Annotated in this window: 22 protein-coding genes; 15 read left to right on the top strand and 7 right to left on the bottom strand. The window is 53.4% G+C overall.

Translation table 11 applies throughout. The features are described 5' to 3' along the window. Positions 1 to 107: 107 nt before the first annotated feature. Positions 108 to 1,772, bottom strand: a complete 1,665-nt coding sequence (locus KRAC_RS14920; RefSeq protein ID WP_007908293.1) for a serine/threonine-protein kinase — start codon at positions 1,770 to 1,772, stop codon at positions 108 to 110. A gap of 254 nt (positions 1,773 to 2,026) precedes the next feature. Here KRAC_RS14920 and KRAC_RS14915 point away from each other — a divergent pair, with 254 nt between their 5' ends. The 4 genes from KRAC_RS14915 to KRAC_RS78245 all read left to right on the top strand — a co-directional run bounded on the left by KRAC_RS14915 (position 2,027) and on the right by KRAC_RS78245 (position 6,430). Beyond that, a complete protein-coding gene (locus KRAC_RS14915; protein WP_007908291.1) occupies positions 2,027 to 2,689 on the top strand; it encodes a hypothetical protein in 663 nt (220 codons plus the stop codon). A 40-nt stretch (positions 2,690 to 2,729) separates the two neighbouring features. Beyond that, positions 2,730 to 4,490: an AAA family ATPase gene (locus KRAC_RS14910; RefSeq protein WP_157506454.1), complete on the top strand. Its 1,761-nt coding sequence runs from the start codon at positions 2,730 to 2,732 to the stop codon at positions 4,488 to 4,490. 232 nt (positions 4,491 to 4,722) lie between these two features. Further along, on the top strand, positions 4,723 to 6,282 hold the full coding sequence (locus KRAC_RS14905) for an ArnT family glycosyltransferase (protein ID WP_007908287.1): 1,560 nt from the start codon (positions 4,723 to 4,725) through the stop codon (positions 6,280 to 6,282). Positions 6,283 to 6,301: 19 nt separating this feature from the next. After that, positions 6,302 to 6,430 (top strand): hypothetical protein, encoded by a 129-nt coding sequence (locus tag KRAC_RS78245; RefSeq protein ID WP_007908285.1) that lies wholly within the window; start codon positions 6,302 to 6,304, stop codon positions 6,428 to 6,430. A 41-nt stretch (positions 6,431 to 6,471) separates the two neighbouring features. On the opposite strand, the gene KRAC_RS14900 is transcribed toward KRAC_RS78245, so the two are convergent. The 3 genes from KRAC_RS14900 to KRAC_RS14890 form a co-directional block, all read right to left on the bottom strand. Beyond that, positions 6,472 to 7,143, bottom strand: coding sequence for a transposase (locus KRAC_RS14900; protein ID WP_244422055.1), 672 nt, complete (start codon positions 7,141 to 7,143; stop codon positions 6,472 to 6,474). Beyond that, a complete protein-coding gene (locus KRAC_RS14895) occupies positions 7,086 to 7,604 on the bottom strand; it encodes a helix-turn-helix domain-containing protein (RefSeq protein ID WP_007908282.1) in 519 nt (172 codons plus the stop codon). The genes KRAC_RS14900 and KRAC_RS14895 overlap by 58 nt, the downstream gene beginning before the upstream one ends. Before the next feature lie 68 nt (positions 7,605 to 7,672). Next, positions 7,673 to 8,848 carry a glycosyltransferase family 4 protein gene (locus KRAC_RS14890; RefSeq protein ID WP_007908281.1) on the bottom strand — a complete coding sequence of 392 codons (1,176 nt, stop codon included), beginning with the start codon at positions 8,846 to 8,848 and terminating at the stop codon, positions 7,673 to 7,675. Between the two features lie 630 nt (positions 8,849 to 9,478). Here KRAC_RS14890 and KRAC_RS61605 point away from each other — a divergent pair. The 6 genes from KRAC_RS61605 (at position 9,479) to KRAC_RS14860 (ending at position 17,165) form a co-directional block, all read left to right on the top strand. Beyond that, the gene (locus KRAC_RS61605) at positions 9,479 to 11,368 is read left to right on the top strand and encodes an LCP family protein (protein WP_052568239.1); all 1,890 of its coding nucleotides are present in this window, start codon (positions 9,479 to 9,481) and stop codon (positions 11,366 to 11,368) included. Positions 11,369 to 11,472: 104 nt separating this feature from the next. After that, the gene (locus tag KRAC_RS14880) at positions 11,473 to 12,648 is read left to right on the top strand and encodes a TolB family protein (protein ID WP_169460889.1); all 1,176 of its coding nucleotides are present in this window, start codon (positions 11,473 to 11,475) and stop codon (positions 12,646 to 12,648) included. Positions 12,649 to 12,831: 183 nt separating this feature from the next. After that, the gene (locus tag KRAC_RS14875; RefSeq protein WP_007908273.1) at positions 12,832 to 13,803 is read left to right on the top strand and encodes a protein kinase domain-containing protein; all 972 of its coding nucleotides are present in this window, start codon (positions 12,832 to 12,834) and stop codon (positions 13,801 to 13,803) included. 401 nt (positions 13,804 to 14,204) lie between these two features. After that, positions 14,205 to 14,594, top strand: coding sequence for a RidA family protein (locus tag KRAC_RS14870; protein ID WP_007908269.1), 390 nt, complete (start codon positions 14,205 to 14,207; stop codon positions 14,592 to 14,594). Between the two features lie 43 nt (positions 14,595 to 14,637). Then, positions 14,638 to 16,185 carry a chromosomal replication initiator protein DnaA gene (dnaA, locus tag KRAC_RS14865; RefSeq protein ID WP_052568237.1) on the top strand — a complete coding sequence of 516 codons (1,548 nt, stop codon included), beginning with the start codon at positions 14,638 to 14,640 and terminating at the stop codon, positions 16,183 to 16,185. Positions 16,186 to 16,376: 191 nt separating this feature from the next. After that, positions 16,377 to 17,165 (top strand): HAD-IIA family hydrolase, encoded by a 789-nt coding sequence (locus tag KRAC_RS14860; protein WP_007908263.1) that lies wholly within the window; start codon positions 16,377 to 16,379, stop codon positions 17,163 to 17,165. 86 nt (positions 17,166 to 17,251) lie between these two features. On the opposite strand, the gene KRAC_RS14855 is transcribed toward KRAC_RS14860, so the two are convergent. From KRAC_RS14855 to KRAC_RS14845, 3 genes are all read right to left on the bottom strand, one after another. Beyond that, positions 17,252 to 17,875 (bottom strand): hypothetical protein, encoded by a 624-nt coding sequence (locus KRAC_RS14855; RefSeq protein ID WP_007908262.1) that lies wholly within the window; start codon positions 17,873 to 17,875, stop codon positions 17,252 to 17,254. A gap of 262 nt (positions 17,876 to 18,137) precedes the next feature. Then, positions 18,138 to 18,752, bottom strand: coding sequence for a PadR family transcriptional regulator (locus KRAC_RS61600; protein WP_007908261.1), 615 nt, complete (start codon positions 18,750 to 18,752; stop codon positions 18,138 to 18,140). A 428-nt stretch (positions 18,753 to 19,180) separates the two neighbouring features. Then, on the bottom strand, positions 19,181 to 20,026 hold the full coding sequence (locus tag KRAC_RS14845) for a hypothetical protein (RefSeq protein WP_007908260.1): 846 nt from the start codon (positions 20,024 to 20,026) through the stop codon (positions 19,181 to 19,183). Between the two features lie 471 nt (positions 20,027 to 20,497). On the opposite strand from KRAC_RS14845, the gene KRAC_RS14840 reads away from it, so the two are divergent. From KRAC_RS14840 to KRAC_RS14820, 5 genes are all read left to right on the top strand, one after another. Beyond that, positions 20,498 to 20,779 (top strand): hypothetical protein, encoded by a 282-nt coding sequence (locus tag KRAC_RS14840; protein WP_007908258.1) that lies wholly within the window; start codon positions 20,498 to 20,500, stop codon positions 20,777 to 20,779. 293 nt (positions 20,780 to 21,072) lie between these two features. After that, positions 21,073 to 22,194 (top strand): hypothetical protein, encoded by a 1,122-nt coding sequence (locus KRAC_RS14835; RefSeq protein WP_007908257.1) that lies wholly within the window; start codon positions 21,073 to 21,075, stop codon positions 22,192 to 22,194. After that, positions 22,194 to 22,895: a hypothetical protein gene (locus tag KRAC_RS14830; protein WP_007908256.1), complete on the top strand. Its 702-nt coding sequence runs from the start codon at positions 22,194 to 22,196 to the stop codon at positions 22,893 to 22,895. Before KRAC_RS14835 ends, KRAC_RS14830 begins: the two co-directional genes overlap by 1 nt. 142 nt (positions 22,896 to 23,037) lie before the next feature. Beyond that, the gene (locus tag KRAC_RS14825; RefSeq protein ID WP_007908255.1) at positions 23,038 to 24,399 is read left to right on the top strand and encodes a sigma-70 family RNA polymerase sigma factor; all 1,362 of its coding nucleotides are present in this window, start codon (positions 23,038 to 23,040) and stop codon (positions 24,397 to 24,399) included. A 95-nt stretch (positions 24,400 to 24,494) separates the two neighbouring features. Then, positions 24,495 to 26,075, top strand: coding sequence for a hypothetical protein (locus tag KRAC_RS14820; protein ID WP_007908253.1), 1,581 nt, complete (start codon positions 24,495 to 24,497; stop codon positions 26,073 to 26,075). The last annotated feature ends 68 nt before the right edge of the window (positions 26,076 to 26,143 follow it).

The raw sequence follows: 26,143 nt of genomic DNA, 5'->3' as shown, positions 1-26,143 counted from the left end.
GATATATAGCTCTTTTGAGTTAGGAATAGAGGGGAATGAGGATGAGGTAGGTTGGCGGCCTTCGGCTGCCAACCTACCTCATCCTCATTCCCCTCTATTCCTTGAAATTACCCGCGATTGGAGTAGCGTAGGGCGCGGCCCCCGATGAAGGGAATTCTAAAGCGGGTGCCAAAGAGGGCACTGATAATCGCGATGATGCCCAGGACGATAAATGCCAGAAAGACCCAACCTACGGTTCCGTGTAGAAATTCCAGGACGTTATAAGCCGCAGTGTTATACGAGTTATCTATCATACCTTGTTGAAGCCAGCCATTGAGCAGCGTGAGGGCGATTAGGATGACGTAGAGCTGGAAGCCTTGCAGGACGTGGAAGCGTGGCAGGGGCTTGCTGCGCTCGGTAAAGAAATAATATATCCAGGCGGCAATGCAAACAAAAGGCACATAGGCCAGTGCGGCGAGGCCCCGGCCGTCTGAGGGAACGGGTCGCATGTTGGCACCAGGCGCGGGCTGCTGGTAGGCCTGGTGTTGCTGAGGTGTGGCAGGGTAAGGCTCGTGAGCCTTCTGTGCTGCTGGCTGGCGGCGCTCGGTCGGACCAGGTGCGGAATAGGTCTCCTGCGGAGCGGGCTTGTAGCCTCTATCAGGTGCCTGGGGATAGGCGTTGTCGTTTCTGCGTATATTGCCTGGTTGATTATTTGCGTTGCCTGCGTAGCCAGGTCTATAGCTCCCAGCCTGATTGTTGTAGTCACCTGTCTGCAAGGGGCGGCGTGCCTCAAGTTCGTTCTCTCGTTGAGGCATGGCCTGATATGGTGGCGTGAGCTGAGGACGAGGCGGCGTAGCCAGCGGCGTGTTTTGACCGGCCTGGGGCGCGGCCCCCTGCTCATAGCGCGTGCTGGCTCGGCGCGGCTCACTGCTATTGATACCCGGGACGGCTTGCAGACGCGCATTAGGATTCTTGAGCGCCTCCATGAAAGTGCGGACATCCGCGAAGCGCTGCGTGCGCTCCTTGCCTAGTGCGCGAAATATGACGTTTTCAACATACTCAGGAACGGTGGGATTTAGCTCACGTAGGCGCTGCGGATATTGCTGCATCTGCATCTGCATGACGACGTAGTTGGTCGTGCCCGCGAAGGCTTTGCGGCCCGAGAGCAGTTCGTAGGCGATACAGGCCAGGGCATACTGGTCGGTCTCAACGCTTACCATGCCTGTAAATTGCTCGGGCGCCATGTAGGTGGGCGTGCCGATCTCGCGTGTCTGCTTGACCGTTGCCGAGGTAAGAACTGTTGAGATGCCAAAGTCGGCCAGCAGGGCCTCATCTCTAGCGTTAAAGAGAATATTCTCTGGCTTCAGGTCACGGTGAATGACATGCTGGTCGTGTGCATGCTGGAGCCCTGCCGCGATCTGTGAAAGAATCGCCAGTGTCGTTTCCAGGCTCAGAGGATTTCCATTCTGGCGCGCGATGCGCTCGCGAAGCGTCCCGTTGGGGGCATATTCAGCGATGATATAAGGCTGCTCGTTCTCAATGCCGACATCATAGATGGGGAGAATGTGAGGATGTTTGAGCCGTTCCAGGATTTGTGCCTCGCGAATAAAGCCTTCGCGTTCCTGTGGCTCTGAGAGATACACGCCCTGCAACAGCTTAATAACAGCGCGCCGCTCGGTGAGGTATTCATGTTGCGTGAGATAGACGCTACCGAAGCCTCCACGTGCTATCTCTTTCTCGATACGATAGTTGCCAAACTTTCGACCTGAAAGGGCGTAGGGTTCTTGCGTCATCGAAGATACCACCTGTTTTTCGGCTAGAGAGACTATAAAGACCATGCTATACCAGCTAAGGCATACAGAAATGACTATAGCATGCACATACAGACGTGTCAATTAGCGAGATCACAATTTCTATCCCCTCTTGCCAAATTAGCGTACGTGGTGTAAGGTGAGAAGTATAAAATGCATCTCTGCTAAGAAGTGGTGATTGTGTGCAGGGTATGTCATGGTGTTGTGTTGTGGTGGTTAGTGATGGGAGCGTTTGTATGACAATTAGTACTCCTCCGCCTGCGCGAGAGGCTTCTCGCGCAACTCCTCAGAAGCAAGATATAGCTAGCTTGCCTCTGCGAGCAGGGGCCAGTCGATCTGGGCGCCTGGTCAAGGCTATCCTACGTGTGCCCCTGAAGTGGTGCTATTATGCATTGCGTTTCTGCCAGCGCTACCGACTCTTTGTAGGCCTGGCGCTGCTCCTGCTTATCACCAGTGTGGTCGCCACGGTAAGGCTTACGACCCGGGAGTGGCCTCTGGGAATTAGTAGCGATCCCTTTCATATACAGACGCAGCCCAGAGATGGGCGCGATGCCAGCGCTAAGATCAAAGGCTGGCTCTACGCCTTGCGTAAGGGCGATGCGACGGCCTTGCAACTCAGTAGCGCCACGCTCTCTTCGCCCGCGGATGCCAGCACGCTCTCACGGTATATCGAGAGTCTGAGCGCGACCGATACGCGGCAGTGGGGCGAGATAATGGTCTTAAGCGTACAGCCCCGAGAGGATACTTCGCTTGATTATTTTCTCTCGGTCGAGATCGTCACGAATGGACCCGAGGGGAAGCATAAGGCGCTGGCCTATTTCTATTTTGTGACGGCCCCGGGACAGGGCGGCGAGCGTCTCCTGCGCGCCGATTACCTGTTTATGCGCGCGTTGAGCTAAATCTGGGTGGTAAAGGAAGTTGGAAAGGGAGAGCGATAACGTGTTAGCAAAGGATAGACGGAAAGTGGCTGAGCGTAAGCTGGAGAGCGACCTGGACAGGTCGATTGATGTGGGGCTGGATCAATTTGGACGCTTTGTAAAGTATCGCTGGCTCTGGCTGGCGCTGGCAATCCTGGTCGGCTGGTATTTTCTGACCGCCGTTCTGCCGCAATTGACGCCGCCCAGCCCTGGCTCGATCTTGCTCTATGCCCTCCAGATTATGTTTGCCATCTTTTATGCCCTCATTCAATTCGTGGCTATTTTCTGGTTTATGGGGCGGCCACGTCTCTACTGGGTGATGCCGGGCGAGACCGGCCTGGGCTTTAAGGACTATAAAGGTAATCCCGATGTCCTGGAGGAGGCACGGCGCATCGTGCGTATTCTAACTGGTATTAAGGCCTACCAGGAGATGGGCGGGCAGCCTGTGCGCGGTCTCCTGCTCTCGGGACCACCCGGAACGGGCAAAAGCTACCTGGCCCAATGTATCAGTACCGAGGCTGGCGTCCCTTTTGCCTATGCCAGTGCGGCCAGTTTTCGCGGCATGTTCTGGGGCATGGATGTGCTGATGGTCAAGAACCTCTACCGCAAGGCACGGCGCTACGCGTGCGAGTATGGCGCCTGCGTTATCTTTATTGACGAGTTCGACGCCATTGGTATGTCGCGTACGGGCGGAGGTGAGCAGAATGGCCAGTCGCGGAATGGTGGTATGGGCGGCATGTTTGGTGGTGGCAATGGTGGTCTGAATGAACTCTTGATGCAGATGGACCCGCCTCCCATCGACAATGGCTGGATCAAGAAGGTCTTGCGTGTGTTGGGGCTCTTCCAGGGGCGTGCCCAGGTCGAACCTGTGCTTACCATTGGCGCGACCAACGTGCCGCAGGCGCTGGACGCCGCCCTTCTGCGCCCGGGACGCTTTGATCGCCAGATTCGCGTGCTGCCGCCCACGGATAGATATCGCGGCGAGGTCATCGAATATTACCTCAACAAGGTGAGCCATGATCCCGCCATCTCTCTGCCTGCGCTGGTACAGCGTATGTTTGAGTATACGCCAGTCGCGATCAAGCATATCATCAATGAAGCCGTGATTCTGGCCCACTTTGATGGTCGTGACCTGGTCACATATAAAGACATCGCCGCCGCTCAGGATAAGCATGAGTTTGGCATCCGCCAGTTGAGCGACCTGACGCCCATTGAGCGGCGTCGCCTGGCGTATCACGAGGCTGGGCATACCGTTGCCTGCTATTACCTGATGGAGCGCGAGTTCCCCTCGTATGTGACCCTGCATCGTCATGATGGTGAACAGGGGGCCGAGGCCTTTGCCGCCTGGCGCAATAAAGAGACGGTCAAAACGCGTAGTAAGCAGGAGGTGCTGGCGCTGTTGCAGGTCTACCTGGCCTCGCGTGCAGCCGAGGAGCTTTTTCTGGATATGAACCTGGATGGGGTAAGTGGAGACCTGTCTCAGGCCACAACGCTGGCGGGCCTCTATGTCGGCGCCTATGGCATGGATGGGACCTTTCTCTCGCGCCTGAACAGTTTGGAAATCGCTGTTCCTCGCCTGGCGGAGCGTGTTGAGGAGGTGTTGCAGCAGCAATATCGCGAAGTTTTGCAGCTGTTCCGTGAGCACAGCCTCGCTGTGATCGCGCTCGCCGAGGCCCTCAGCGAGCGTGACGAACTTCTAGCCGATGAAATCAAGACCATCATCGATGAGGCCGACGCGAGCCAGGTCCTGGCCGAGGTCAATGGCGCCCTCCAGGCTATATAAATCAGATGGTGTGTGGCTGACGCTGGGGGCCGACGCTGCTGAAGCACGCGTCTACATATGATGATACGAGGCAATCGCGCCATTATATGTAGACGCGTGCTTCAGCAGCGTCGGCTTTTTGTAACCCTGCTATAGTACTTCTTGATTATTCAGTTCATTTTTGATAGTGTTACAGTGGCATCATTCGATATTGTTGTTCAACGTATAGCAAGATCGTGCTGGTCTTTTTCTGATGAATACTAACCTGCTTTCTGCGCGCCAGTCCTCCTCGCGTTTTCAACGCGATGTTAGGGTTCTGGTTTCTTCGCGCCTTATTTTTGCTCTGGCTACTCTGGCCATTTTTGTTCTGGCTCTGCTGCTCCGCTTATATCGCATCGATATTCCTATCGATCTGGATAGCTATGATGAAGGTGTCTACTGGCAGACGCTGCGCGCGTTAAGCTCAGGCCATGCCCTCTATCAGCAGACCTTTTACTCACAACCCCCCTTCTTTGTCCTCTCTATTTTTCCTACGTATCTCGCCCTGGGTCAGAGCCTGTGGGCGGCGCGTTTCGGTGTCGTTCTTATCTCGCTGCTTGGTGTGCTGGGCTGCTATTGTATTGGATATGCGCTCGCGGGACGCCTGGGGGCGTTGGTGGCCGCGCTCCTGATGACCCTTGATCCACTCTATCTCTCTCAGTCACAGAAGCTCCAGGCGGAGGCCCCTTCGGTCGCCTTTATGACTCTTGCGGTCGGACTGGCCTGGCTCTGGTGGCGCTATCCTGTCGGAAAACGTGGAAATGTCCTGGCCGTGCTCTGTGGCATCGTACTTGTGCTTGGTGTTCTGTGCAAGCTGCTGGCGGTGGCGGCTCTCGTGCCAATTGGTATTCTTCTACTTATGTATCTCTATCGGGTGTATCTCTATCGGGGGCTACGTCAGCCGCGCGAGAAGCGCTGGCCTCTGTTTATGCCCCTCTTGCTGGCCCTGGGCGCCTCCATCCTGACCTTCCTGGTAATTATATTGCCCTTTCTTGGAGCCTTTGCGCAGCTGTGGGACGGTGTCGTGACCTTTCACCTGGTCGCGGGGAAAGTGCTCGCGTATTCGGCGAAGGGGAATATTGGTATGCTGCTTACCATACGCACGTATCCCCTGCTCTATGCCGCGCTTGGCGCCGCATTGTTTGCCTGTGTGCGCCGCGATTGGCGTATTATCGCGCCCCTGGCCTGGTTCCTTGTCTCCGCCGTGTTGCTCTGGCGCCAGGTGCCTCTTTTTGCCCATCACCTGGTGTACCTGGTACCTCCGATGATTGCTATGATAGCAGTAGGCCTGGCTCCCCTGTTGGATCGTCTGCAACGGACCGAGGTCGGATTAGCACGCCTGGCCCGCTGGACGGTCGCGCTTACTCTGCTTATTGTGCTCTTCACGACTGCTAGTGATATCCTCCAGGTGCGACGTAATTTCAGAGCCTTGCCATCCGGAGTGCGTGCTCAGGACCAGCGTGTTGTTGCAGATATGCGAACACTCATGAAGCCCGATAGCCTCGTTGTAACGGATGCGCAATTCCTGGCGGGCCTGGCGGATCGTAGTACACCTGCCTCCCTGGTTGATACCTCAGGGGTGCGTATTATGACAGGCTATGTTACAGAAGAGCAGTTGATTCAAGAGGCCAGCCGTCCCGAGGTCCAGGCCGTGCTGTTCTATACTGGACGTCTCCATTTTTCGCAGGTAGCCGGTTTCCACACCTGGGTGCGACAACATTACACCCTCGCGCGTACATATAGTAATGGACAAGAACTCTGGCTCAAGCGTTGAAGATAAAGGAGAAGAAACTATGCCACAAAAGAAGAAGACCTTCAGTACCATGGAGATTGTGCTGGTCTGCACGCTGGTTGGTTCACTTATCCTCTCGCTGCTCCAGGCGCGCAAAGATGAGAAGCAGCGAGAGGGGGCTGATTTTTAGTACATTCTCACACAAAATGTATGGCAGTTCCTAGTGCATAATTACGAAACCTTTTCGGAAAGAACAAGATGTGGCTCATAGGAACATCCAAAGTAGGCACAGACTCGTGCGGCAAGCTGTTTGGCGGTAAGCAGCCCATCATGTTCGACTACATTGCGTTTGGCATGGACCCATTTGGGCTCAATGGGATTGAGCCAAGGGCTTTTCGTGGGCAGAAACAAAGGCAGAATACGCACGCCCTTGCCCTCGGCTTTGACCAGGCTGTTGTGCTCTCTGATCCAGGTCCGCACCATCTTGCTCACGTGAAAGGAGGCATTATCCCAGATCAGCAGCCAAGAAGTCTTGTTTTGAGCTTGCAGTCGAGTGCAACACCACTCCAGAAATTGGGTGGTGATGGCGCTGACGGGGCGTCCGGTCACGAAGCGCAGCGACATCTGTTTGCGAATCGGATCATCGATCGGTCCCTGTTGCCACAATACTCCATAACAGGCGAGAGCTTTGGGATCAGGATCACCTTTTTGCCACGTCTGTTCCACCAAGCGCACGGGTTGATCTTTCCCTTGCCAGGCGGACAGACGAGGAAGAGCGAACCTGCTCCACCACACCTCGTCCACAAACCCGATGACCCAGCCTGGTTGGGTGCTCGCCCAGGCCATCAGCCGATCGCGTGCGTTTTTTTTTGCTGGTACTGGGGGTCGGGGCTGGTAATCCAATGTTTGGCACGCTTCCAATTGGTCCCTAAGCTTTGGAGCGCTCGGCGCACGCTCGCCACCGACGTTTTGTGGGGGATAACGCCCTGCTCGAAACTGATCTTGGCCGCCAGTTCCAAGGTCCACAGGCCACGGTCGAGTCCAAAGTCGTGGGGACTGCGGTGCAAGAGCGCTTTCAACCGCTCGGCCGCTTCGATGGTGAAGGTCGTTCGGAGTCGATGGGGACGCGAAGACCCCTCTTTGAGCACGGTGAGTCCAGCTATATTGAAGCCTTTGATCGCATTGCGAACGGTCTGGTCGTCGCAGCCCAGATACTTGGCGATAGCGGGGGCGCGCTCCCCACGGGCAGACGCGAGCAATATTTGGCTGCGTCGCAACACGAAGGCATTGGACGAACGCAACCCCGCCTGGATCTGGCTGTGTTCGTCTTTGGTCAGTGGTCGAATAAAAATGGGGGCTTTCATGCCCTCTATGATACCACATTTCCTATGACCTTTCGTCAGAATGCACTAGGAACTGCCGAGGATTGAAACTAGCTGGCCTGCGTAAGCAGCAGGGGGCGCGAGGTCTCGATGACCTCTTCATAGCCGCGTATCACGCATTCCATGGACTCGTACCAGCTATAGCGATTGGCTTGCTGGTGCGCGGCCTCGCCCATCTCCAGGCGCGTCGCCTCCTGCTGGACCAGGCGCTGTAAGTGGTCGCGATAGGTCGCGATGCGCTCATCTGCTGAGAGCGCTTCTGCCTCCAGGAGTAGTCCTGTGCTTTCATGCTGCACCAGGTCGCGCACTCCCTCCGCGCGTAAGCCTACCACGGGCAGGCATGAGGCCATGGCTTCCAGTACGACCTGTCCAAAGGTCTCCGTATATGAAGGAAAGGCGAAGAGGTCTGCCGTCGCATAGGCCCGCGCCAGTTCCTCGCCGCGCAGGTAGCCCGTGAACGTGACGGGCAGGTCCTGCAATTCCTGGCGAACCTCGTCGTGGGCCGGCCCATGACCAACAATGACCAGGTGGCAGCGTGTGTGATCCATCTGGCGATAGGCCTGGATTAGCAGTTGGAGATTTTTCTCCCAGGAGACGCGCCCCACGTAGAGCAAGACCACTTTCTGCTCGGGTTGCTCACGGCCTTGCAGCCAACTCGTGCGTAATTCAGCATCGCGTTGCTCGGGCCGAAAAAGGGTGGTATCGACGCCGCGAGGCCAGAGGCGCAGGTGCTCAAAGCCTTGCTGGCGTAGCATCTGTGCCGTGGAGGGCGAGGGGCAGAAGGTTAATTCACACTGATTATGGATAAAACGGTTGTAGTGCCACATGGGCTGGGTAAGGAACGAGAAGCCAAAGTGGCTACAGTAGGCGGCCAGGTTGGTGTGGTAGGAAGAGACGAGTGGCTTATTGAGGAGGCGGGCCGCCGCCAGGCCAGTCGCTCCCAGGACAACGGGATCGACGATATGCATGATATCTGGTTGGAACTCGTAGAGACGGCGTATGAAGAGAGGGCGAAAGAAATTAAACTTGAGCTCTGGGTAAAAGGGGAGCGGGAGTCCCGCCGTGCCTATAATCTCGGCCCCAGCGTATTGTTCCATGCCGCTTTCAGGGCCTAGCAAGAGGGCTTGATGTCCCGTCGCCTGCACATGTTCCAGAAGGCGGGCAAGCGTGCGGGTAACACCATCGAGTTTGGGCAGAAAATTCTCTGTAATAATCGCTATGCGCATAGGACACTATTCACCTATCATGGAGAGTGCGGCAGACAATGATCCAGGGTGCTGACTGCCTTCGCGAAAATCCCGAGGGCAATCTTCTACTGCAAGCGTAGTCTATACGGGTTAGTGGAGGGTTAAGTGATGTTTACAGTTTTGTAATGTGTTGACTAACAGGGAGTTAAGACTGATGTACCAAAATGTCCTATCCTAAGCAAAAAGGTAGGCATAATCGTGATGTTTTTTCCCAACAATACGTTATACTTGGTAGATATCAATGAACGTGTCTTTATGTATCAAAGAAGTGTATGAACCAGAAGCAAGGTGGGAAGTGGTGCGAGGCCTCTTTAAGGAGCATCTGTGGTATGACGTTGTTAGGGTGAGAGAAAGCGAGAGAGGGTATGCGAGTAAGGTTCTAATTATATAAAGCAATTGTTAAGGAAGCAGGTAAGTGCAGTGAAACGGCAATTTGTTAATATGAAACCTTCTAGCGGGCAACTCCCTCCAACTCCCCCGCGCCCAGGTTCAGAGGGACCGAGGACTGAACCCGTTGTTCCTCGCAATACAGGGTCTCCTCCTGGTCAAATTATACCTAACACGCCTGGTGCGCCACAGCCACAGGCTGGCCCTAAAAGTGGGCAGTTTATGCCTCCTCGTGGACTTTCCCTTCCTGGTGTCGCGCCTCGTGCTACCAGACCTCTGGCCGGCAATAATCAGGGTTCGAGCTTTGACACTGTACCCGTTTCACCGCAGCAGTCGGGCATTGGCGCCCCCCTGTTCCAGGAAAAAGAACCCAACCCAACGCCTTTTCGCAATCCGGGCGCGAATAATGGCCCAATATCTGATCGATTCGTCAATCCTCAGCATCCTGCTATCCCTGCTTCTGAACCAACTCTGCGCTATCCTGGCAATGGTGCCCCTATGCAACAGCCCCCTATGGGTCAGCCATCGCCATTTTCCCAGGCTCCTCTGCCTGGACAGGGCAATAACGCCTTTGGCCCCAATAGCTCGTCATTTGCAAATCCAATGATGAGCGCGCCTCCGCAGACACCACGTCCACAGATCGGAAGCCTTGGCCCGGCTTCCATGGGCGCGCCAGGGAGTATGCCCAGTATGTCTGGTATCCAGGCGCCACCACTTATCCCACAGGGAACACCGCCCCGAGGTCCAGGCAATCTTCCTCGGACGCCGATGCCACCTCAGCCGCCCCGAGGTTTCAGGCGCACGCAAAAGCGGCGCTTCCCCATATGGGCGCGGGTGCTAGTCGCGGTTATGACGGTACTCATCATCTCGACAGGCGGCGGCCTTTACTGGTGGTACCAGACCAACTTTGGGAGTGCTGTGAGCCAGATTACCGGGCATAAGGCAACGAGCTTCAATAGCAAGGGCAAAGAGGATAGCTCGCAAAGCGCCACGTCCAATGGAGATATCCTTAGTGGTAAGCGCATTAATATTCTGTTGTTGGGTAGCGACAATGATGGTAAAGGCAACAACGGTGTCAATGGTTCACCCCTCGCCCAGACCGATATCGTTGTGACTATCGACCCATCGACACACTATGTTGGTATGCTCTCCATCCCACGCGATATGCGTGTCTTCATCCCGGGTAACAGCCCGGGCAAGATGGATTACGCCTTCTCGTATGGTTATCAGAGTAACGCTTCGAAGGATCATTATGCCGACGCAGCGGGCCTGGCCATTGCCACAGTCCAAGAAAATTTCAATATTCCTATTGACTATTATGCCTGGGTCGGCCTGGATGGCTTTATTAAGGTTATTGAGACTGCGGGTGGTGTAGATGTAGATGCCTTGCACCCGATGGTGGATGATATCTATCCCAACGATATTAGTACCAAGGATATCTATGGCTTTAAGCGCCTCTATATCGCGCCCGGCCCTCAGCATATGAGTGGCATCCAGGCGCTTGAGTATGTACGCACGCGCCATTCGGACCTGGGCGGTGACTTTGGCCGCTCGGTGCGCCAGCAGCAGGTGCTTACCGCGCTCAAAGGAAAGCTCCAGAGCACTGATACAGTGAATAAGTTGCCTGAATATGCCAAAGACCTGGTTGGCTACCTAAAGACAGACATGCAGGTCACCGATGTGATCAAAATGGCCAACTTCGCGCGTAACATCGATACAGCGAATATCAACAAACTTATTCTTAGCCCACCCTATTCTGGTCCGCTGTCACTTCCCGATCCCAAGACCGGCAAAAACACGAGTACCGGCGACTTTGTCCCTTACTGCTCTAAGATCTTGCCGGATCTGCAAAAGATGTTTGGTGATACCGCGGGCTGTAAATCTGTCCTATCTCTGTATGGCAACGCGGCGACGCCTGCCCAGCAGGATAGCCTCCTGGCTCAGAGCAATCCATCGCATGTGAACGCGGACGTGCCCAATGCCACGGCCTCCACGCAGCAGATGGTTTCATCAGGCGCGATGAGCGTACCACAGCTAAATGATCCCTTTGGTGTGCGTAGCCTGCTGGACCTGATGATGATGGTGACCTTTGAAACCGTCAAAGTAGAGTGAGATGGAATGTGGCAATGAAGAGAAATAAACAGGTTAAAGATAGACAAGATAAATTTAGATATAGGTATAGGTATAGGTACTATAGCCTGCTGGCACTGCTGGTATTGCTTGCATTTAGTTTGCAAGGCTGTTTTGGCTTTGGCAATGACAAGAGCAATACCTTTGATACCAAGCAGACGACGAAAGATGGGACCTCGATTGGTATCAATAAGACCGACCAGGCGGTGTTTAGTGGGAAGTTTTACTTTACCATTGATCGCAATCTGTACGAGCTTGATAGTCAGCGCAATCTCAAGCAGTTGACCCAGGATCTGGATGTACGCGATCCCGCGATATCGCCTGATGGCAAGCAACTTATCTTCGTGATTCGGCGCGGCGACTACTCTGACATTGCAACCATGCCCGCTGAAGGTGGTAAGATCAATGTCATTCGTAGTGGCCAGGGAAGCTACTATAATGTGTATGGCATCGTGAAGTCGCGGGCCAATTGGATTGGGCAGCCCTCCTTCTCAGCGGATGGAAAGTCTATTCTTTTCTTGAGCGACCTCGGTAAAGAGAACTGGTATCAGGCGACAAAACAGGATGCACCCCTGTTAGACCCCCAGGTATTTACCGTTCCCGTGTCTGATCCCGGAACCGATACGCCCCAATATGTGGCTTATAGCGACTATGGGGCTGGCGGTGACCGGGACGCGGCCTTTCGCCCGAGCGCACCGAACGAAATTGTCTATACCCACTACACCTATGATCCAAAGAACATCTCTAATCTGCTCACCCAGATCTACCTTGCAGACTCGACCTTAATTGCTAACAATCCCTATAAATATCGTCCGGGCACAGCCAAAAGCCAGCCCGATACCGGTGTTGCACTCACGCCTGAGGACACAAATGTACGCAACTATCAACCCATTTTCTCGCCCACGGGTGATTACATCGCCTATACACGTAGCGAGAACACCAGCGATCAGTTAAGCATCTATGTCCAGAAGGTTCCCAAAGGGATCACCGCCACGCCCGGCGATGCCGCAGATCAACAGGGCATCGCATCATATAAGTCAGCTCAGTCGATTGTAAAGGGCCAGTATGTGTGTCAGCCTGTCTGGTCGCCTGATGGCAAATCTCTGGCATATATAACCTACACCAATGGTGCCTTTGATCTCTGGCTGGCGCACCTGAACGTGGATACGAAAGGTAACTTCAAGCTTACTGGTAATCCCATTCAGTTGACTGACACCAACAACAAAATCAATGCCGACTCGCGCCCCATCTGGGTGAAGTAGATTTGGAGGTATATGTGTGCATGGGGAGCGGGCGAATGCCCGCTCCCCATGCACACATATACCTCCTACTCCTAAAAACTCGACGACATAACGCATTGATGATATACTACCCTCTGAACGTGCAGATTTATACTTTATTTTTGTCTTACTTTCACCTGACCCAGGTCGCTTGAGGTAGGTACGTTGAACCAATTCGAAGGCACTTTAATTGCTGGACGGTACGAAATTCGCGAGCATATCGCTACTGGCGGTATGGCCAGCGTCTTCAAAACCTGGGATCATCGCGTAGAACGTATCGTGGCGGCCAAAGTTTTGCGCTCACTTGATAAGAGTGATGCGCGAGCTGTGGAACGTTTCCGCAGAGAGGCACGCGCCGCCGCTGCGCTCGCGCACCCCAACGCCGTCACTATTTATGACTTTGTAGAAGAAGCGGGCCAGTATTTCCTGGTCATGGAATATATTCATGGCCCGACATTAAAGCAGCTGATCGGTCAGCGTCGGCAGCTACAGGCGCGCGAGGCGATAGAGATTGCTTCCCAGGTATGCGCCGTGCTCCAGGTTGCGCATGCGCGAGGCTTTATTCATCGCGATATTAAGCCGCAGAATATTATGCTTGCCCGTAGTGGGAACGCAGGTGGTGGCCTGAGCGATGGCGGGGCGTGGGTGAAGCTTACAGACTTTGGTATCGTGCGTGTGGCTGAGGATGCCGGACTAACGAATAGTGGTATTGTGTTGGGAACCGCCGATTATCTTTCTCCAGAGCAGGCTCGCGGCGAGACATTGACCGCTTCGTCTGACCTCTATTCTCTCGGTGTTGTAATGTTTGAGATGCTTGCTGGGAGACCACCTTTTGTGGGTCCAACCGCCGTCTCCATTGCCATGCAACATGCCTCGGCACAGCCTCCGCCTTTGCGCCCCTTCAATCCGAACGTTCCTCCCGCTGTTGAACAGGTGGTGATGCGAACGTTACAGAAGGAGCCGGAGGACCGCTTTACATCCGCGGCCGAGATGCAGCAAACCTTGCGCCAGTGCACGCGTGAGATCAGCAAAGCGAGGCCCGCAACCACGCCTGCTGCGCAGATGTATCCCCCCCAATATAATCCGGGCATCGATGGTCAGGGGCGGGTACCACCCTCAGGGCGTGGACCTTACTAGGAGTTAGCGTCGGTTTGCATAAGGAGAGGCAGGAGACTTTTCTCATCTTTTAGGATAGAGGATGTCTCCTGCACATTTTCGTCTGTGTGACTTACCTAAATAGCACACCGCCAGAGCTCGCTACTGGCGTACGCGGTTACTGGGGCTGCGGCCCTGGCTTACGCGCTACTGTAGCGCCTCAGATGAGCCCACAGGAGAGTGTGTAGTGCCCACTGTAACGCGGCAAAAAACATTGTCCTGGCAGACGAGCCCATGGGAGTGTGTTGTAGGCACCATGGAGGCTTTCAGCCTCCATGGTGCCTACAACACACCTTTCCCAGGCGAGCGCCGCAGGCGTGAGAAGTTAAGCAAAGGGTCGCACATACAATTAATAAAAATATCAGGAGTGGAGAACAACATTTATGGAACGTGAGAAGATTCAGACTGCTAATGCCCCGGCCGCTATTGGCCCTTATAGCCAGGCCATTCGTTATGGACAGTTTATCTACACCTCCGGACAGATTCCCCTGGACCCAACCAGTGGTGAGATTGTCGGTGCAGATGTAACCGCTCAGACGCACCAGGTGTTACAGAATCTGCGCGCAGTGCTAGAGGCTGCGGGTTCCTCCCTCCAGAAGGTCGTCAAGACAACCGTTTTCCTGACAACCATGGATCACTTTCAAGCCATGAATGCCGTTTACGCGACTTACTTCACCGGTGACATTCTCCCTGCTCGTTCAGCGATTGCTGTTGCTGACTTACCACGCAAATCCCTGGTCGAGATTGAATGCGTTGCTTTAGCCGAGGACTAGTTTAAGCAACTAGTACGAGAGCTGCTATGCCCTACTGGAGTACATGGTGAACACTGCTACGATTTGGCGCTCGACGCTTGAGCGGCTGCTGCAACACGAGTCGCTAGACCCTGTGACGCGTCAGTGGTTGCAAGAGGCTCATCTACTTGCCTCTCAGACTACTGAAGGTGGCGCGCATGAGGAGAAGGAATCGCTTTATTTCTCGCTGCAAGTGCATAATGACCTTGCTCGTGATGTCCTGACCTCGCACTGGCTAGAAGTAATGGAAGAGGCCTTACAAGAGGTAACGGGGCGGACCATTGTGCTTGAAGTGACTCATGAGCCAGGCGAGGAGCCCTTGCCAGTTCAGGAAGAGGTCGCGACGCCACACCTGGCCGCATCGACATCGGCGGCGCAGAATGGATATAACTTCTACGATCGCAGTATTAACCGCAGTATTCCCCATAAAGCAGCGCGCACACCTGAAGCGCCGTCGTACGAGCAAAACGCAGCATCTTATCAGTCATTCCAGGCAGGTGTGGCTTCTCAACAGGAGCAATGGGAGAATGAGCAGCGGTCAGGCATATTGACAAATAATCGCCTCAATCCTCGGTATAGCTTCGATACCTTTATTGTCGGTAACAGTAATCGGCTGGCTCATGCCGCCTCACTGGCGGTTGCCGAGGCTCCCGGTGAGTCGTATAACCCGCTCTTCCTCTATGGAGGTGTCGGACTGGGAAAGACTCACCTGCTGCATGCTATTGGTCAGCAGGGGGTGCAGACAGGGCTGGCGGTCCTCTATGTCTCCTCCGAGCAGTTTACTAATGAGATCATTAACGCCATTCGTTACCGTACGACCGAGGAGTTTCGTGCCAAGTATCGCTCGGTTGATATCCTGCTCGTTGACGATATCCAGTTTATCGCTGGCAAGGAGTCGACCGAGGAGGAGTTCTTTCATACCTTTAACAGTCTGCACGAGATGAGCAAGCAGATTGTGATCTGTAGTGATCGTCCGCCCAAGGCCATTGCCAGCCTGGAAGAGCGTCTGCGTTCGCGCTTTGAGTGGGGCCTGGTGGCGGATATCCAGCCACCAGATCTAGAGACACGTATGGCGATTCTGCGCGTCAAGGCGGATGCATTGCACTACAGGGTCCCTGACGAGATCATCTCGTATATTGCAGGTCGCGTGCAGACAAACATTCGTGAGCTAGAGGGCTGCCTCAACCGCTTGATGGCCTATCAGCAGTTGCATCGCGTAGATTTAACGCTAGACGTGGCACGTGCCGCCATGTCCTCGTTGGGGGCGGATCATCGTGAAACACACTTGGATGGGCGTCAGATCGCGCAGGCCGTCGCTGATTACTACCGTGTCTCCTTTGAAGCGATGTGTAGTAAACAGCGCGATAAGCATATCGTGGCTCCGCGCCAGGTCGCGATGTATTTAATTCGCCAGGAGACTCAGATCTCACTGTTTGAAATTGGCCAACTCTTTGGTAAACGTGACCATAGCACGGTGCTCCACGCCTGCGAAAAGATTGAGCGCAACCTCAAACAGAATCCCACCCTACGCCAGGATGTCTCCACCATCCGCGAACAGCTCTTACGCGATTAGAGGATGTGGTTATGCAGAAGTTGGCGGCCATGTGCCGCCAACTTCTGCATAACCACATATTACTCTATACTCCCCCATTCTTCCTACCAACTCTCGTTTTTTTCGCGTTGGCCGATTTTTTATTTTTGTCTAGTCCCGTTTTTAGACGATATAATAGAAGCATATAATAACTTGCATGTATTTGGAGAAGTATGTTACCATCATATACAACCTATCTGATTGACCTGGATGGCGTCGTTTACCGTGGGGAGACTCTGGTTCCGGGCGCGAAGGAGTTTGTGGACTGGCTTGAACTGACAGGGAAGAAATACCTCTTTCTGACCAATAACTCGTTTGCTAGTGAGCAGCAGGTCCTGGATAAGCTTATTGGCCTGGGCATTGATACAAGCCTTGAGCATGTGCTTGGTGCTGGCCAGGCCGCGGTTAAACAGATCGCGCGCCGTTTCCCTAATGGGACCATTCACCTGATTGGTGAGCGCCCTCTGTATGATATCGCGCATGAGCATAATTTAAAGCTTGCCGACACTCAGGAAGAGCATGTCGATGCTGTTCTGGTCGGGCTAGATCGCCAGTTTACCTATGAGAAGCTGACCGCGGCAGTGCATGCTGTCCGTAACGGCGCGGCCTTTGTCGCCATTAATCGCGATCCCTTGCTGCCAGTTGCCGACGGCTTTATCGCTGGTACTGGTACGATGGTGGCCGCCATTGAGGCGGGCAGTTCTGTGACGCCCGAGGTCATAGGCAAACCTCAGCCGGGTCTACTGGTGGAGGCCATGCAGACGCTTGGCAGCCAGCCAGAGGAGACGGTCATGATCGGCGATGGCCTGGAGGTCGATATCCTGGCGGGTAAGTCGGCGGGAACGCATACGCTGCTCGTCCTCTCTGGTCGTGCCAGCCGTGAGACGCTTGAGCGCTCGACTATTCAGCCCGATCATGTCTATGAAAATCTGGCTGCGGTCCTTCAGGACGTCCAGGAGTAATTTGTAGTAAAGTAACGAATAAGCGGATTGGGCCGGCTCTGCCGGCCCAATCCGCTTATTCGTTACTTTTACTACAAACAAAAAGATTACTGCTGGGAGGAAGCTGCTTTGAGGGCTTGAATGCGGGCCGCCTCGCGCTCTTCCTCTTCCTGGCGCTGAGCCTCAACGATCTGGTGTGAGGGAGCAAGCTTTTTGAAGAGCAGATAGCCTGCATAAAAGGCGATGGGCCAGAGCAGGACGGTGAGTACGATGCCACTCACGCTGTCCCAGTGCAGATACGCGGTATGTGTGGCTGCACCATACACATCGCGCAGGATGCAGAACAGTGGGATGCCAAAGAGGAGCAGTTTCGCGAACCAGGCTTTGGGTCCCTTCTCAAAGCGCCAGATAAGCAGGTAGACGATTGAGCCATAGACCAGGCCTGTGCTGATATAGTACGTCACGGGAAAGTGCGTCACCAGGTGATAGAATGCCTGGGGATCGATATTCCAGGGGAAGCGCTGGCTTGGCTTGGGGGCGGTAAACACGTAGTGCCAGAAATTGGTATAGGCGGCGATTACGTCAAAGAGTACATTGATCAGCGCCAGGACCAGGCCGCCAAGGAGCGAGGCTATGAGGACAGCTCTCGACGGGCGAATAAAGAGAATTGCTGCCAAAAAGACAACAATAACAAACGAGAGCACGAGAATCGTGAAGTCTAAGAGTTCCATGCGAGAGCTTACCTCTACTATGTGATCTACTGAATTAGCAATGCTTTACCTAGTACCATAGTGCGTTTTGCGTGTCTCGTCAAGAGCACTGTCCAGAAAGGTTGGTTCTGGTTAGTGCCCGACGCTGCTAAAGCACGCGTCTACATATAATGGCACGATACGCCCGTAACATTATATGTAGACGCGTGCTTTAGCAGCGTCGGGCCTCCCTTCCTCAATGCTCCTGGATCCTGCTTTAGTCATCCATCCGTGTGCTATATCTCTACTCATCGCCCTCGCCCAGGGCTTTTTTGCGGCGTGCCTTCTGGAGAACCGCCAGCCATTTGGGGTCCTGGTGTGGCAGTTCTGACTCCTGTAAGAGTTGAGTGCTGGCCTTCTCAATCCAGGCCAGCTCGCCCTCAATCTTTGACTCCATGTATGAGAAGACCAGCATGCCATATTCATCAATAAAGGTAACGCCGTCGCTCTGTAGGCTGCGCAGGTAGGCGAGCAGCTCCTCTGATTCCTCGCGGCGCGCCTGTAAATGCTCGCGCAGGGTGTGGCGCTCCGCGCCAGCGATGCCCCAGAAGAGGATCTTCACCAGGAGTTCGTCACGCATTGGGAGAGGATAGGCCGCCTCTTCATCCATAAGCCAGCGCTGGAGTTCTTGCCAACCCTTGGCCGTCAATTCATAGAGCTTGCGTTTGCGCCCATCTTTATCCTCTTGCTCCATGCGTACAAAGCCTTCATCCTGAAGCGCGCGTACACGGGGATAGATACTGCCAAAGCTCAGCGCCGAAAGGAGACCAATGCTGCCCTTCTCAATCTCGGCGCGCATATCATAGCCCGTACTGGGCGCCAGGCCGATGATACCCAGTACAATATGATCAACTGACATAAAGCCACTTATCCTCTTCCGGTAGGGACCAGCCGCGTCCCCGAATGGGGGCTTTAGCGCGTCCAAATGCCATTCATGGCAGTGCGGCGTAAGCCTGTTTTTGCCAGGAATGTGCGACCCATTATGCGAAATGTTGCCTGAGAATATTTGGGGCTGCGCCCACAGGCGATCAATCGCCTTCGAACGCGCTAAAGCTGGTCCCTACCAGGTTTTGTGCGTTCCCCAATTTCCCAGCAGAAGCGTATTTAAGAAGGCCAATGCCAGGGAAATATATCTTGTAGATATATTATAGCTGTTCCGTGGCCTCTGTCAAAGCTTATTCTTCATTCGCTCTCATACTTATGGGGTCGCTATTGTTCGTTTCTTTGGCTGTCATTTTGGCTGTCAAGGCTAGAACTACTAGACTGGGGTAGCTTAAGTGTTTGTTTTTACCAGTTCGGTTCAAAAATCGTTGCGCCCTTTGCTTTTAGGCATTCTTGAAACGATTTTAGGTAGGGCGATGGGTTCCTCTCGAAGAGGTCCAATTCAAAAGCGTTTCTATTGATGTCTCGCCGGGGAGTAAAGAATAAACGCTTTATTAAGTCCCACCCCTCAGGACTGGATGCGTAAGCATAAAGCTTTGCCACTTGAATGTCTGGGTATTGTTGGCATGCAAAATTAAAGACGCTTTTCAACAACCCTTTGAAATGGGTTGCATATTCCTTCTTGACAGTGGCAGACGCGACATATCCAACATACTGTTTCCCTGGTTCATAGGTAAGTATGTGTTCTGGCTTAATGTCGCGTTCTGTCATTTCGTCTTTGAGTATGCGAATAATAGTTTCTTCCTCCATGGGCATAATTGTTATGCCTCCCCATATGTTGCGCCTATCGTTGGCATCGAATAGCAGACGCGCCATATAAGGGTTTTTCTGCCACCATTTATGGGTGATCGAGATGTCTACTGTGTTCTCCACACCGTACATTTCATAGTCATAGGCGAGCATGTAGGGAAGATCGCTATCTCTTGCCCAATCAGTAGCAGCCGGATGACTGGGATTATCTTTATAACTGCCTCTATCCTGGCTGGCTTGCCTACTGTTTTTTTCTGCCTCAAGAAACGGCTTTAATTCTTCAGCCAGTTTCTGAACGTCCTCTGCAACATACTTACCCTGTGTTTTCCCAGGCGCCGTGACCTTACGTATTTTCTTCCCATCTACGAGGTTCTTAAAACTACTAGGAGACATATTCCCTAATAATGCCCTTGCTTCACTTGATGTCAATAAATCTGTCATGAATTGGCTTCCTTTCTCCCTTTATGACCTTAATGTATTTTTAGAATTATACAATATTTCAGAAACTTTAAACAACCCCTTTGGAATTTCATCAAAAAGCACATCTTCTTTGTTGACATTTCAGAAATTTCATACTACACTATAACCAACAAATGAAATTTCTGAATCATTCCAAGTGATGTTCAGCAATATCATGTAGCACATTAACAAATGAATAGAGTACACCGAAACGAATAAGCCCCGCCTGAGTATCAGTGCGAGAGCAGGAGAAAAGGCGTGTAGAAGCTACAAGTGGGCGGTGCCTGTAGGGGTAGGAGTCCAACACTAAACCCCTATATTTTAAGGCGAAGGTCGCAGAAGGTGTACTTCGATAATCGTTAGGTTGATCTCCTGCCAATCTCGTAAGGGGTTGGCAGCGATGAGCCTCAGCGGTTGGGGTTCAGTCTCGATGAACGAAAGGATGCTTCATTTATGGCAGACACAACAGCAACCAACACTAACGCGGCAAAGTATGACTTTTCGACAAGCACCATTAGCGCGGAAGACTACAAAGCGGTCCAGGCAGAGCGCGAAGAGTTCGCCAAGAAGCAGCTGGCCGCCAACAATGAGTTCATGTTTCAGCACTATGCTCGTCTCCTGCGTGACATGGATGTTTCCTGGGAGCGAGTCACAAAGGCGAATGTCATTCTGGAACGTAAGCAGCGGCGCGCACAGGCGAAACAGCGGCGCGAATCTCTACGCACTCGTAAATAGTTTTTGTAGTGCAACACGCGGCGAAAAATCATGAGCATGACCCGAGAACCTCATGAGAGTATCGCCGCTTTTTTATGTTCACTTTTGTTGGCGTTTTATGATGTGCAGATTTTTTGAAGTGTTCATGTGAGGAGTGTGCCAGAAAAAACCGTGACCAGGCCGTGACGATAACGTGTCTTCACCCTTGATTTCAAGCTCACTCTTTTACCCTTTTAATACCTCAATTTTAGCTGATTAAACCACGAACACACATTTTTTGACGAAATGTGAAGCTTTTCTGAGGAGAGTTGTTCATGGGTCTTTTCCCGAAATTTACCAATCCCTTCAAGGGACGACAGCCAGGAGGAACCCAAACACAGCAACCAGTACAAAGCCAGTCTCAACAAGCAACGACACCCCAAGGACCAACGACAGGGCCACTTGATGACAAGCAAGGCGCTAATGAACAAAGCCTTCCCCGCTTTGAGAAGGTTCAGGGCGGCGAAATCAACCTGGTGAACTACTCACCAGAGGAATTGATGCTGCACATTGAAGGCACCCTGTCTACCGTCCATTTCGGAATGAGTGGTTCAGAGAAGTTCAAGGAATGGGCGGGTGAAATTTGGGATGTCATCGGCCCCATGGTCTTACTGGCGGGTACTGCTGGCGAGGTGTTTGCTTTCATCTGGGGCTATTCTGATAACCCCGCCTGGTGGGTCGGCATATCAGTTCTCGCAACCGTGATTGTGCTTGAAGCGACCTTCATGGTCGTTTCCTATAAAAGCTCGACCAAGCGCAACCGGGCTGAGGGAAAACCAAGCGGAGCCACCGACCAGGAAAAAGCGGTTCTTAAACGCTACAAATACATGTGGGTGATGTTAGCGGTTGGCGTTGGCGTTGGGCAAGCGGCTTTTCTCATCTCGGCCATGAATGCCAAGATGAATAACATGGTTCTTCTGGTGACATTTGCCATTGCCCGAACTGTCTTCACCCTGGCGAGTGACTACTATACGGCGTTTGTCCATGAGCGAAAGCCAACGGAGGGAGAGGAGGCCAAACACCAACAACAACAGCGCGCGGCGCTCACCAATGACCTGCTTGTTCAAAAGAGCAAGGAATTGGATATGATTAACGCTGGCATTCTGCAACTGCAACGCACCCATACGAATGCTGAGATTGAGCAAGATAGCTTGCATACTGAATTGAAGATGAAGAAGTTGGAGAACAAGAACCGAATCAAAACCCTGGAAAGTCAAGCAGAGCAGGCCGTGATGTTTACCAGTTTGGGCAATAACATGATGCGAGCCTTGTTTGATCCCTCGCTTCCAGACGATCAGCGCGAAAAGCTTTTGGGAACGATGCAAGGGTTTATGAGTGCCATGCGGCATCTTCCCTCACCTGAAACGACAATTATTGAAGAGGAGGAAGACACCTAATGCCAGAGCGTCCCCATAGTCGCTACACACGCGCCAAGACGTGGGCGGCGTTGTACTGCCAACATCTCAACGCCTGCTACGCGATTGTGCCTTTTAGCGCAACCAATAACAGTCTTTCCGTGATTCGGTGCAAATCTCCTGAAGAGACGCATGCAACCATGGAAGAACTGCTTCAGAAGGCTGAAGCGTGTGCAGCATTCTATGGGGCAAGGCAGACACCAGAACACGCTCCGGCGTTTCTGGCTCGGGCGCGTCAAGCCGTGGTGCTGGCGAAGAGTAGCGACTATCACTACTACCACCTGTCGGATTATCCTGACTTTCGCCTGGTGATTTGTGGCCTCCATGATAGTTACGTGCGTCTTCCCATATGGGAGATGCGAACGAATAAGCGGTACAAAGCACGTGAAACGGCGGTCCCTATCACATCGCCAACATTTGAGCGTCTTCGCTGTACCCAGTTTGGACATAACATTCTCATGGGTGCGCTGATCGAGGGTGATCAGCACGCCCTGACCTTTCTCAAATCTCTCCCACGAAGAACACAGAATCGTCTGGAACACGAGAAGGAAGACATCCAGACCAGGCGCTATCAGGGGCGGCCGCTGGCATTCCTCACGGATGAGAAGCGTCACGAAATTGGCGACAAGATCAGCGCCGGACTCAAACGCTACTATGCACAGCACCATTTCAACGTGTTCTAGCACACCACACAGGCCAAAAAAGAAGCTCAACGTCTGATTCACGTTGAGCTTGTGAGTGCCTTTGTGTCTAATTTGCTGCTTTCGCCCAGACACCCATCCTCATTATACTGGATGGGTGTCGTTGTGTCCAGGAGATGGAACCATGAGCACAACGACCATGATCCTTTCGGCACCCGAAGATTGCACCGACTTTTATCGACAGTACCTCGCAGATATTAGCATCCACCCTCCACTGGTCAATAATCAGGATGATAGGCTCGTCCAACAATTGAAAGCCCTTCGCAATGATCCAACCCGACAGGATGAAGCCAGGGCCATTGTCCAGCAACTTATTGAAGGATCGTTACGCCTGGTGATCTTTGTGGCGGCCCGTTTCTATCGCTACTACCGGGCGCTTGATGGCGGAAGATTCCGCGTCCCTTTGATGGACTTGATTCAAACCGGAAATATGGCCCTTGTTGAATGCGCCCATCGGTACCTCGACAGGGAAGCAGAACACACGGATTTCAGCGCCTATGCTGCCTCCTACATCCGTTTTGCCTTGCGCAAAAGTTATATCCGCGCTTCTCTGTTCAAAGTCCCACAAGCGGAGTGGGATGAAGCAGCAGAGCAAGGACGGCTCTTTCAATTCTATGAGGTTTCTAGCTTAGATCAGCCTTTTAGTGATGAGAGTACACGCTCGCTTCTCGATTGTCTAGAAACACCTGAACCCCTGTCAGAGAATACCCAGGCCTGTGAACGAGCAGAAACACTCTTAGCCAGGGTCCCAGAGCGGGAACAGCAGGTGGTTCGCTTGCGCTACGGGCTTGACCCATTGGACCAGCGCACACATACCTACCAGGAAATAGCCGATAAAATTGGCGCATCCGTCCAGACCTGTCTGAACATTGAGCAGCGCGTGTTACAAGCCTTGAACGCTGGGACATCGTTCCGTACCTCATCGGAGTATTATAGTGCTTCCGAAGCCAGTAGCGCCCTTGGACTCTCCAATACCAGCTTTATTGAACGCGTAAAAAAGGGCGTGATCAGGCGCTACGTCCTCAATCCTGAAGCGGACCCGGAAACCCAATTAGGGGTCTACTCAAAGGCAGAAATTGATGCGCTCGCAGAGGAATATCAGCGTGTGAGCGAACGCTACTACACCCTTGAAGAAGCCGCGGCGCGCCTGCATCTCACCACAGGCGGGGTCAAAAATTGGGTTCAGCAGGGGCTCTTAACCCGTACGAACGTGCCAGGCAGAGAGCGTTATGGTGGAGTCTATCTCAAAGCCGAGATAGACCGGATTGTAGAGGAACTGGAAGACTTCGCAAGGAACAGCTATAGCCTGGACGAGACGGCGGCACGTTTAGGCATCTCAAAGCCGAGCGTCCATCGTTGGGTTCGTGAAGGAAGGTTACGCTACGTTGAGCACACGCACGCTCCCCATGGGGCCTATGCCAAAGAAGATGTTGACCTTCTCGCAAAAGAACAGCGCACCTGGCGTGGTCTGAAGCGTGCCTCATAAGAACCAGGTACACAGGGAAGGCGACGGACATGCGCCCGTCGCCTTCCCTGCACCACGAGCGCATGTAACGAAATTCCTTAGAGGAGACACGTCACTTGGATGAAGAACTTGCTGCGGCATTTGCGAAGATGCTTCAAGCGGATGGGTTGCCAGGGGTGCTGGTCTCAAACCGCCCCTGGCGTGAACTGTCAGCGGATGCCATTGCTCACCTGGTCAGCACACGAACGCCCATCTATGTGCGCCACGGCCAGCTGGTGCGCATCCAACGCAAGGAAGACGACACCCCTTGTATTGAAGCGCTCACGGAAACCACCTTAAAGGGTATGCTCGCACGGACCATGAACTTTGTCAAGGTCACGGTCAAAGGCCCCATGCATTGCCCTCCACCTGACGCGATGGTGAAGGATATTCTGACCCTGGGAAATTGGCCGTTTCCCCCACTTGATAGCATCATTGAATTTCCTGTTATTCGTTCAGATGGGACACTCATCACCACCCCTGGCTATGACGAGCAGACACGGCTCTACTACGCGCCTGTGTCAATGCTGCATATCCCGCCTATCCCTGAGCATCCCACAGATGACGACATTGTGAGTGCCCTGGTCCTCATTGAAGAGGTGATAGGACAATTCCCCTTTGAGAACGATGCCAGTTATGCCAATACCGTCGCGCTCTTGCTCACGCCTCTTATTCGTCATGCCATTGATGGACATGTCCCGCTCGCTCTCATCGATGCCACACGACCAGGCACAGGCAAAAGCCTCTTAGCTGAGACCGTGGCCCTGATCGCGACCGGGCGCAAGGCGTCCATGATGACGGCCCCCTATGATGATAACGAGTGGCGTAAGCGGATCGCCTCCACCTTGGCCGAGGGTGCAACCATCATCACTGTAGACAACATCAAGGCCCGGCTTCAGTCTGCGAGTCTTGATTCAGCCTTGACTTCTCACACGGTCAAGGAACGCATCCTGGGTGAGAGTCGCAACGGTGTCTATGCCCAGTGCGCTACCTGGATGGCGACGGGAAACAATATCCAGCTAGGCGGCGACCTGCCGCGGCGGTGCTACTGGATACGCATGGACGCCCGCACGGCCAAGCCCTGGACGCGTGGCGGCTTCAAGCATGATCTAGAGACCTGGATACCTGCCCACCGCGGGGAAATTATCGTGGCCCTGCTCACTCTGGTAAGGGCCTGGTACGATGCTGGGAACCCACCCATGAGCGAGTCTATCAAGATGGGGAGTTTCCAAGCCTGGGTCAATACTATTGGCGGCATTCTTGAGTATGGCTCCGTCAAGGACTTCTTAGGCAATGCACAGGCCCTGCAGGAACAAGACGAAGACGCCCTCCAGTGGGCGGCCTTTCTCCATGCCTGGCTTGCGCATTATCACCGTAACCAGATTCTGGCGTCTGTGCTTGCTAAAGATATCAAGACTGGCTCAACGCTTGACGAGGTCGATAGCACCCTGGTAGGCCTCTACAATGCCTTGCCAGATGACTTGACTGATATTCAGAAAGGCGACTTTAAGCGGCGGCTAGGCAAGGCCCTCTCCTACCGGGTTGGCACCCAGTTTGATGAAAGTGGCCTGCACCTGGTCAAAGGGGAGCCGGATAAACGGAGTGGCGCGGTGTACTGGTCCGTCGCCTTGCCTGAGCCTGAAGCGACAAGCTTATAGCTGTGAATCCTGGTATAACCCACAGGTTGCGCAACAAGCTGGCCAGTAGCGAACGTGTGTAAAAAAGT

Origin of the sequence: Ktedonobacter racemifer DSM 44963 (assembly GCF_000178855.1) — a bacterium.
GTDB classification, from domain to species: Bacteria; Chloroflexota; Ktedonobacteria; order Ktedonobacterales; family Ktedonobacteraceae; genus Ktedonobacter; species Ktedonobacter racemifer.
The sequence above is the reverse complement of the archived record's forward strand: the minus strand, read 5'-3'. Positions and strand labels throughout refer to the sequence as shown.

Bases quoted from the DNA above. Each gene is read 5' to 3' on its own strand.
- KRAC_RS14920 (WP_007908293.1), bottom strand. From the start codon at position 1,772: ATGACGCAAGAACCCTACGCCCTTTCAGGTCGAAAGTTTGGCAACTAT.
- KRAC_RS14915 (WP_007908291.1), top strand. From the start codon at position 2,027: ATGACAATTAGTACTCCTCCGCCTGCGCGAGAGGCTTCTCGCGCAACT.
- KRAC_RS14905 (WP_007908287.1), top strand. From the start codon at position 4,723: ATGAATACTAACCTGCTTTCTGCGCGCCAGTCCTCCTCGCGTTTTCAA.
- KRAC_RS78245 (WP_007908285.1), top strand. From the start codon at position 6,302: ATGCCACAAAAGAAGAAGACCTTCAGTACCATGGAGATTGTGCTGGTC.
- KRAC_RS14895 (WP_007908282.1), bottom strand. From the start codon at position 7,604: ATGAAAGCCCCCATTTTTATTCGACCACTGACCAAAGACGAACACAGC.
- KRAC_RS14890 (WP_007908281.1), bottom strand. From the start codon at position 8,848: ATGCGCATAGCGATTATTACAGAGAATTTTCTGCCCAAACTCGATGGT.
- KRAC_RS61605 (WP_052568239.1), top strand. From the start codon at position 9,479: ATGCCTCCTCGTGGACTTTCCCTTCCTGGTGTCGCGCCTCGTGCTACC.
- KRAC_RS14870 (WP_007908269.1), top strand. From the start codon at position 14,205: ATGGAACGTGAGAAGATTCAGACTGCTAATGCCCCGGCCGCTATTGGC.
- dnaA (WP_052568237.1), top strand. From the start codon at position 14,638: ATGGTGAACACTGCTACGATTTGGCGCTCGACGCTTGAGCGGCTGCTG.
- KRAC_RS14860 (WP_007908263.1), top strand. From the start codon at position 16,377: ATGTTACCATCATATACAACCTATCTGATTGACCTGGATGGCGTCGTT.
- KRAC_RS14855 (WP_007908262.1), bottom strand. From the start codon at position 17,875: ATGGAACTCTTAGACTTCACGATTCTCGTGCTCTCGTTTGTTATTGTT.
- KRAC_RS61600 (WP_007908261.1), bottom strand. From the start codon at position 18,752: ATGTCAGTTGATCATATTGTACTGGGTATCATCGGCCTGGCGCCCAGT.
- KRAC_RS14845 (WP_007908260.1), bottom strand. From the start codon at position 20,026: ATGACAGATTTATTGACATCAAGTGAAGCAAGGGCATTATTAGGGAAT.
- KRAC_RS14840 (WP_007908258.1), top strand. From the start codon at position 20,498: ATGGCAGACACAACAGCAACCAACACTAACGCGGCAAAGTATGACTTT.
- KRAC_RS14835 (WP_007908257.1), top strand. From the start codon at position 21,073: ATGGGTCTTTTCCCGAAATTTACCAATCCCTTCAAGGGACGACAGCCA.
- KRAC_RS14830 (WP_007908256.1), top strand. From the start codon at position 22,194: ATGCCAGAGCGTCCCCATAGTCGCTACACACGCGCCAAGACGTGGGCG.
- KRAC_RS14825 (WP_007908255.1), top strand. From the start codon at position 23,038: ATGAGCACAACGACCATGATCCTTTCGGCACCCGAAGATTGCACCGAC.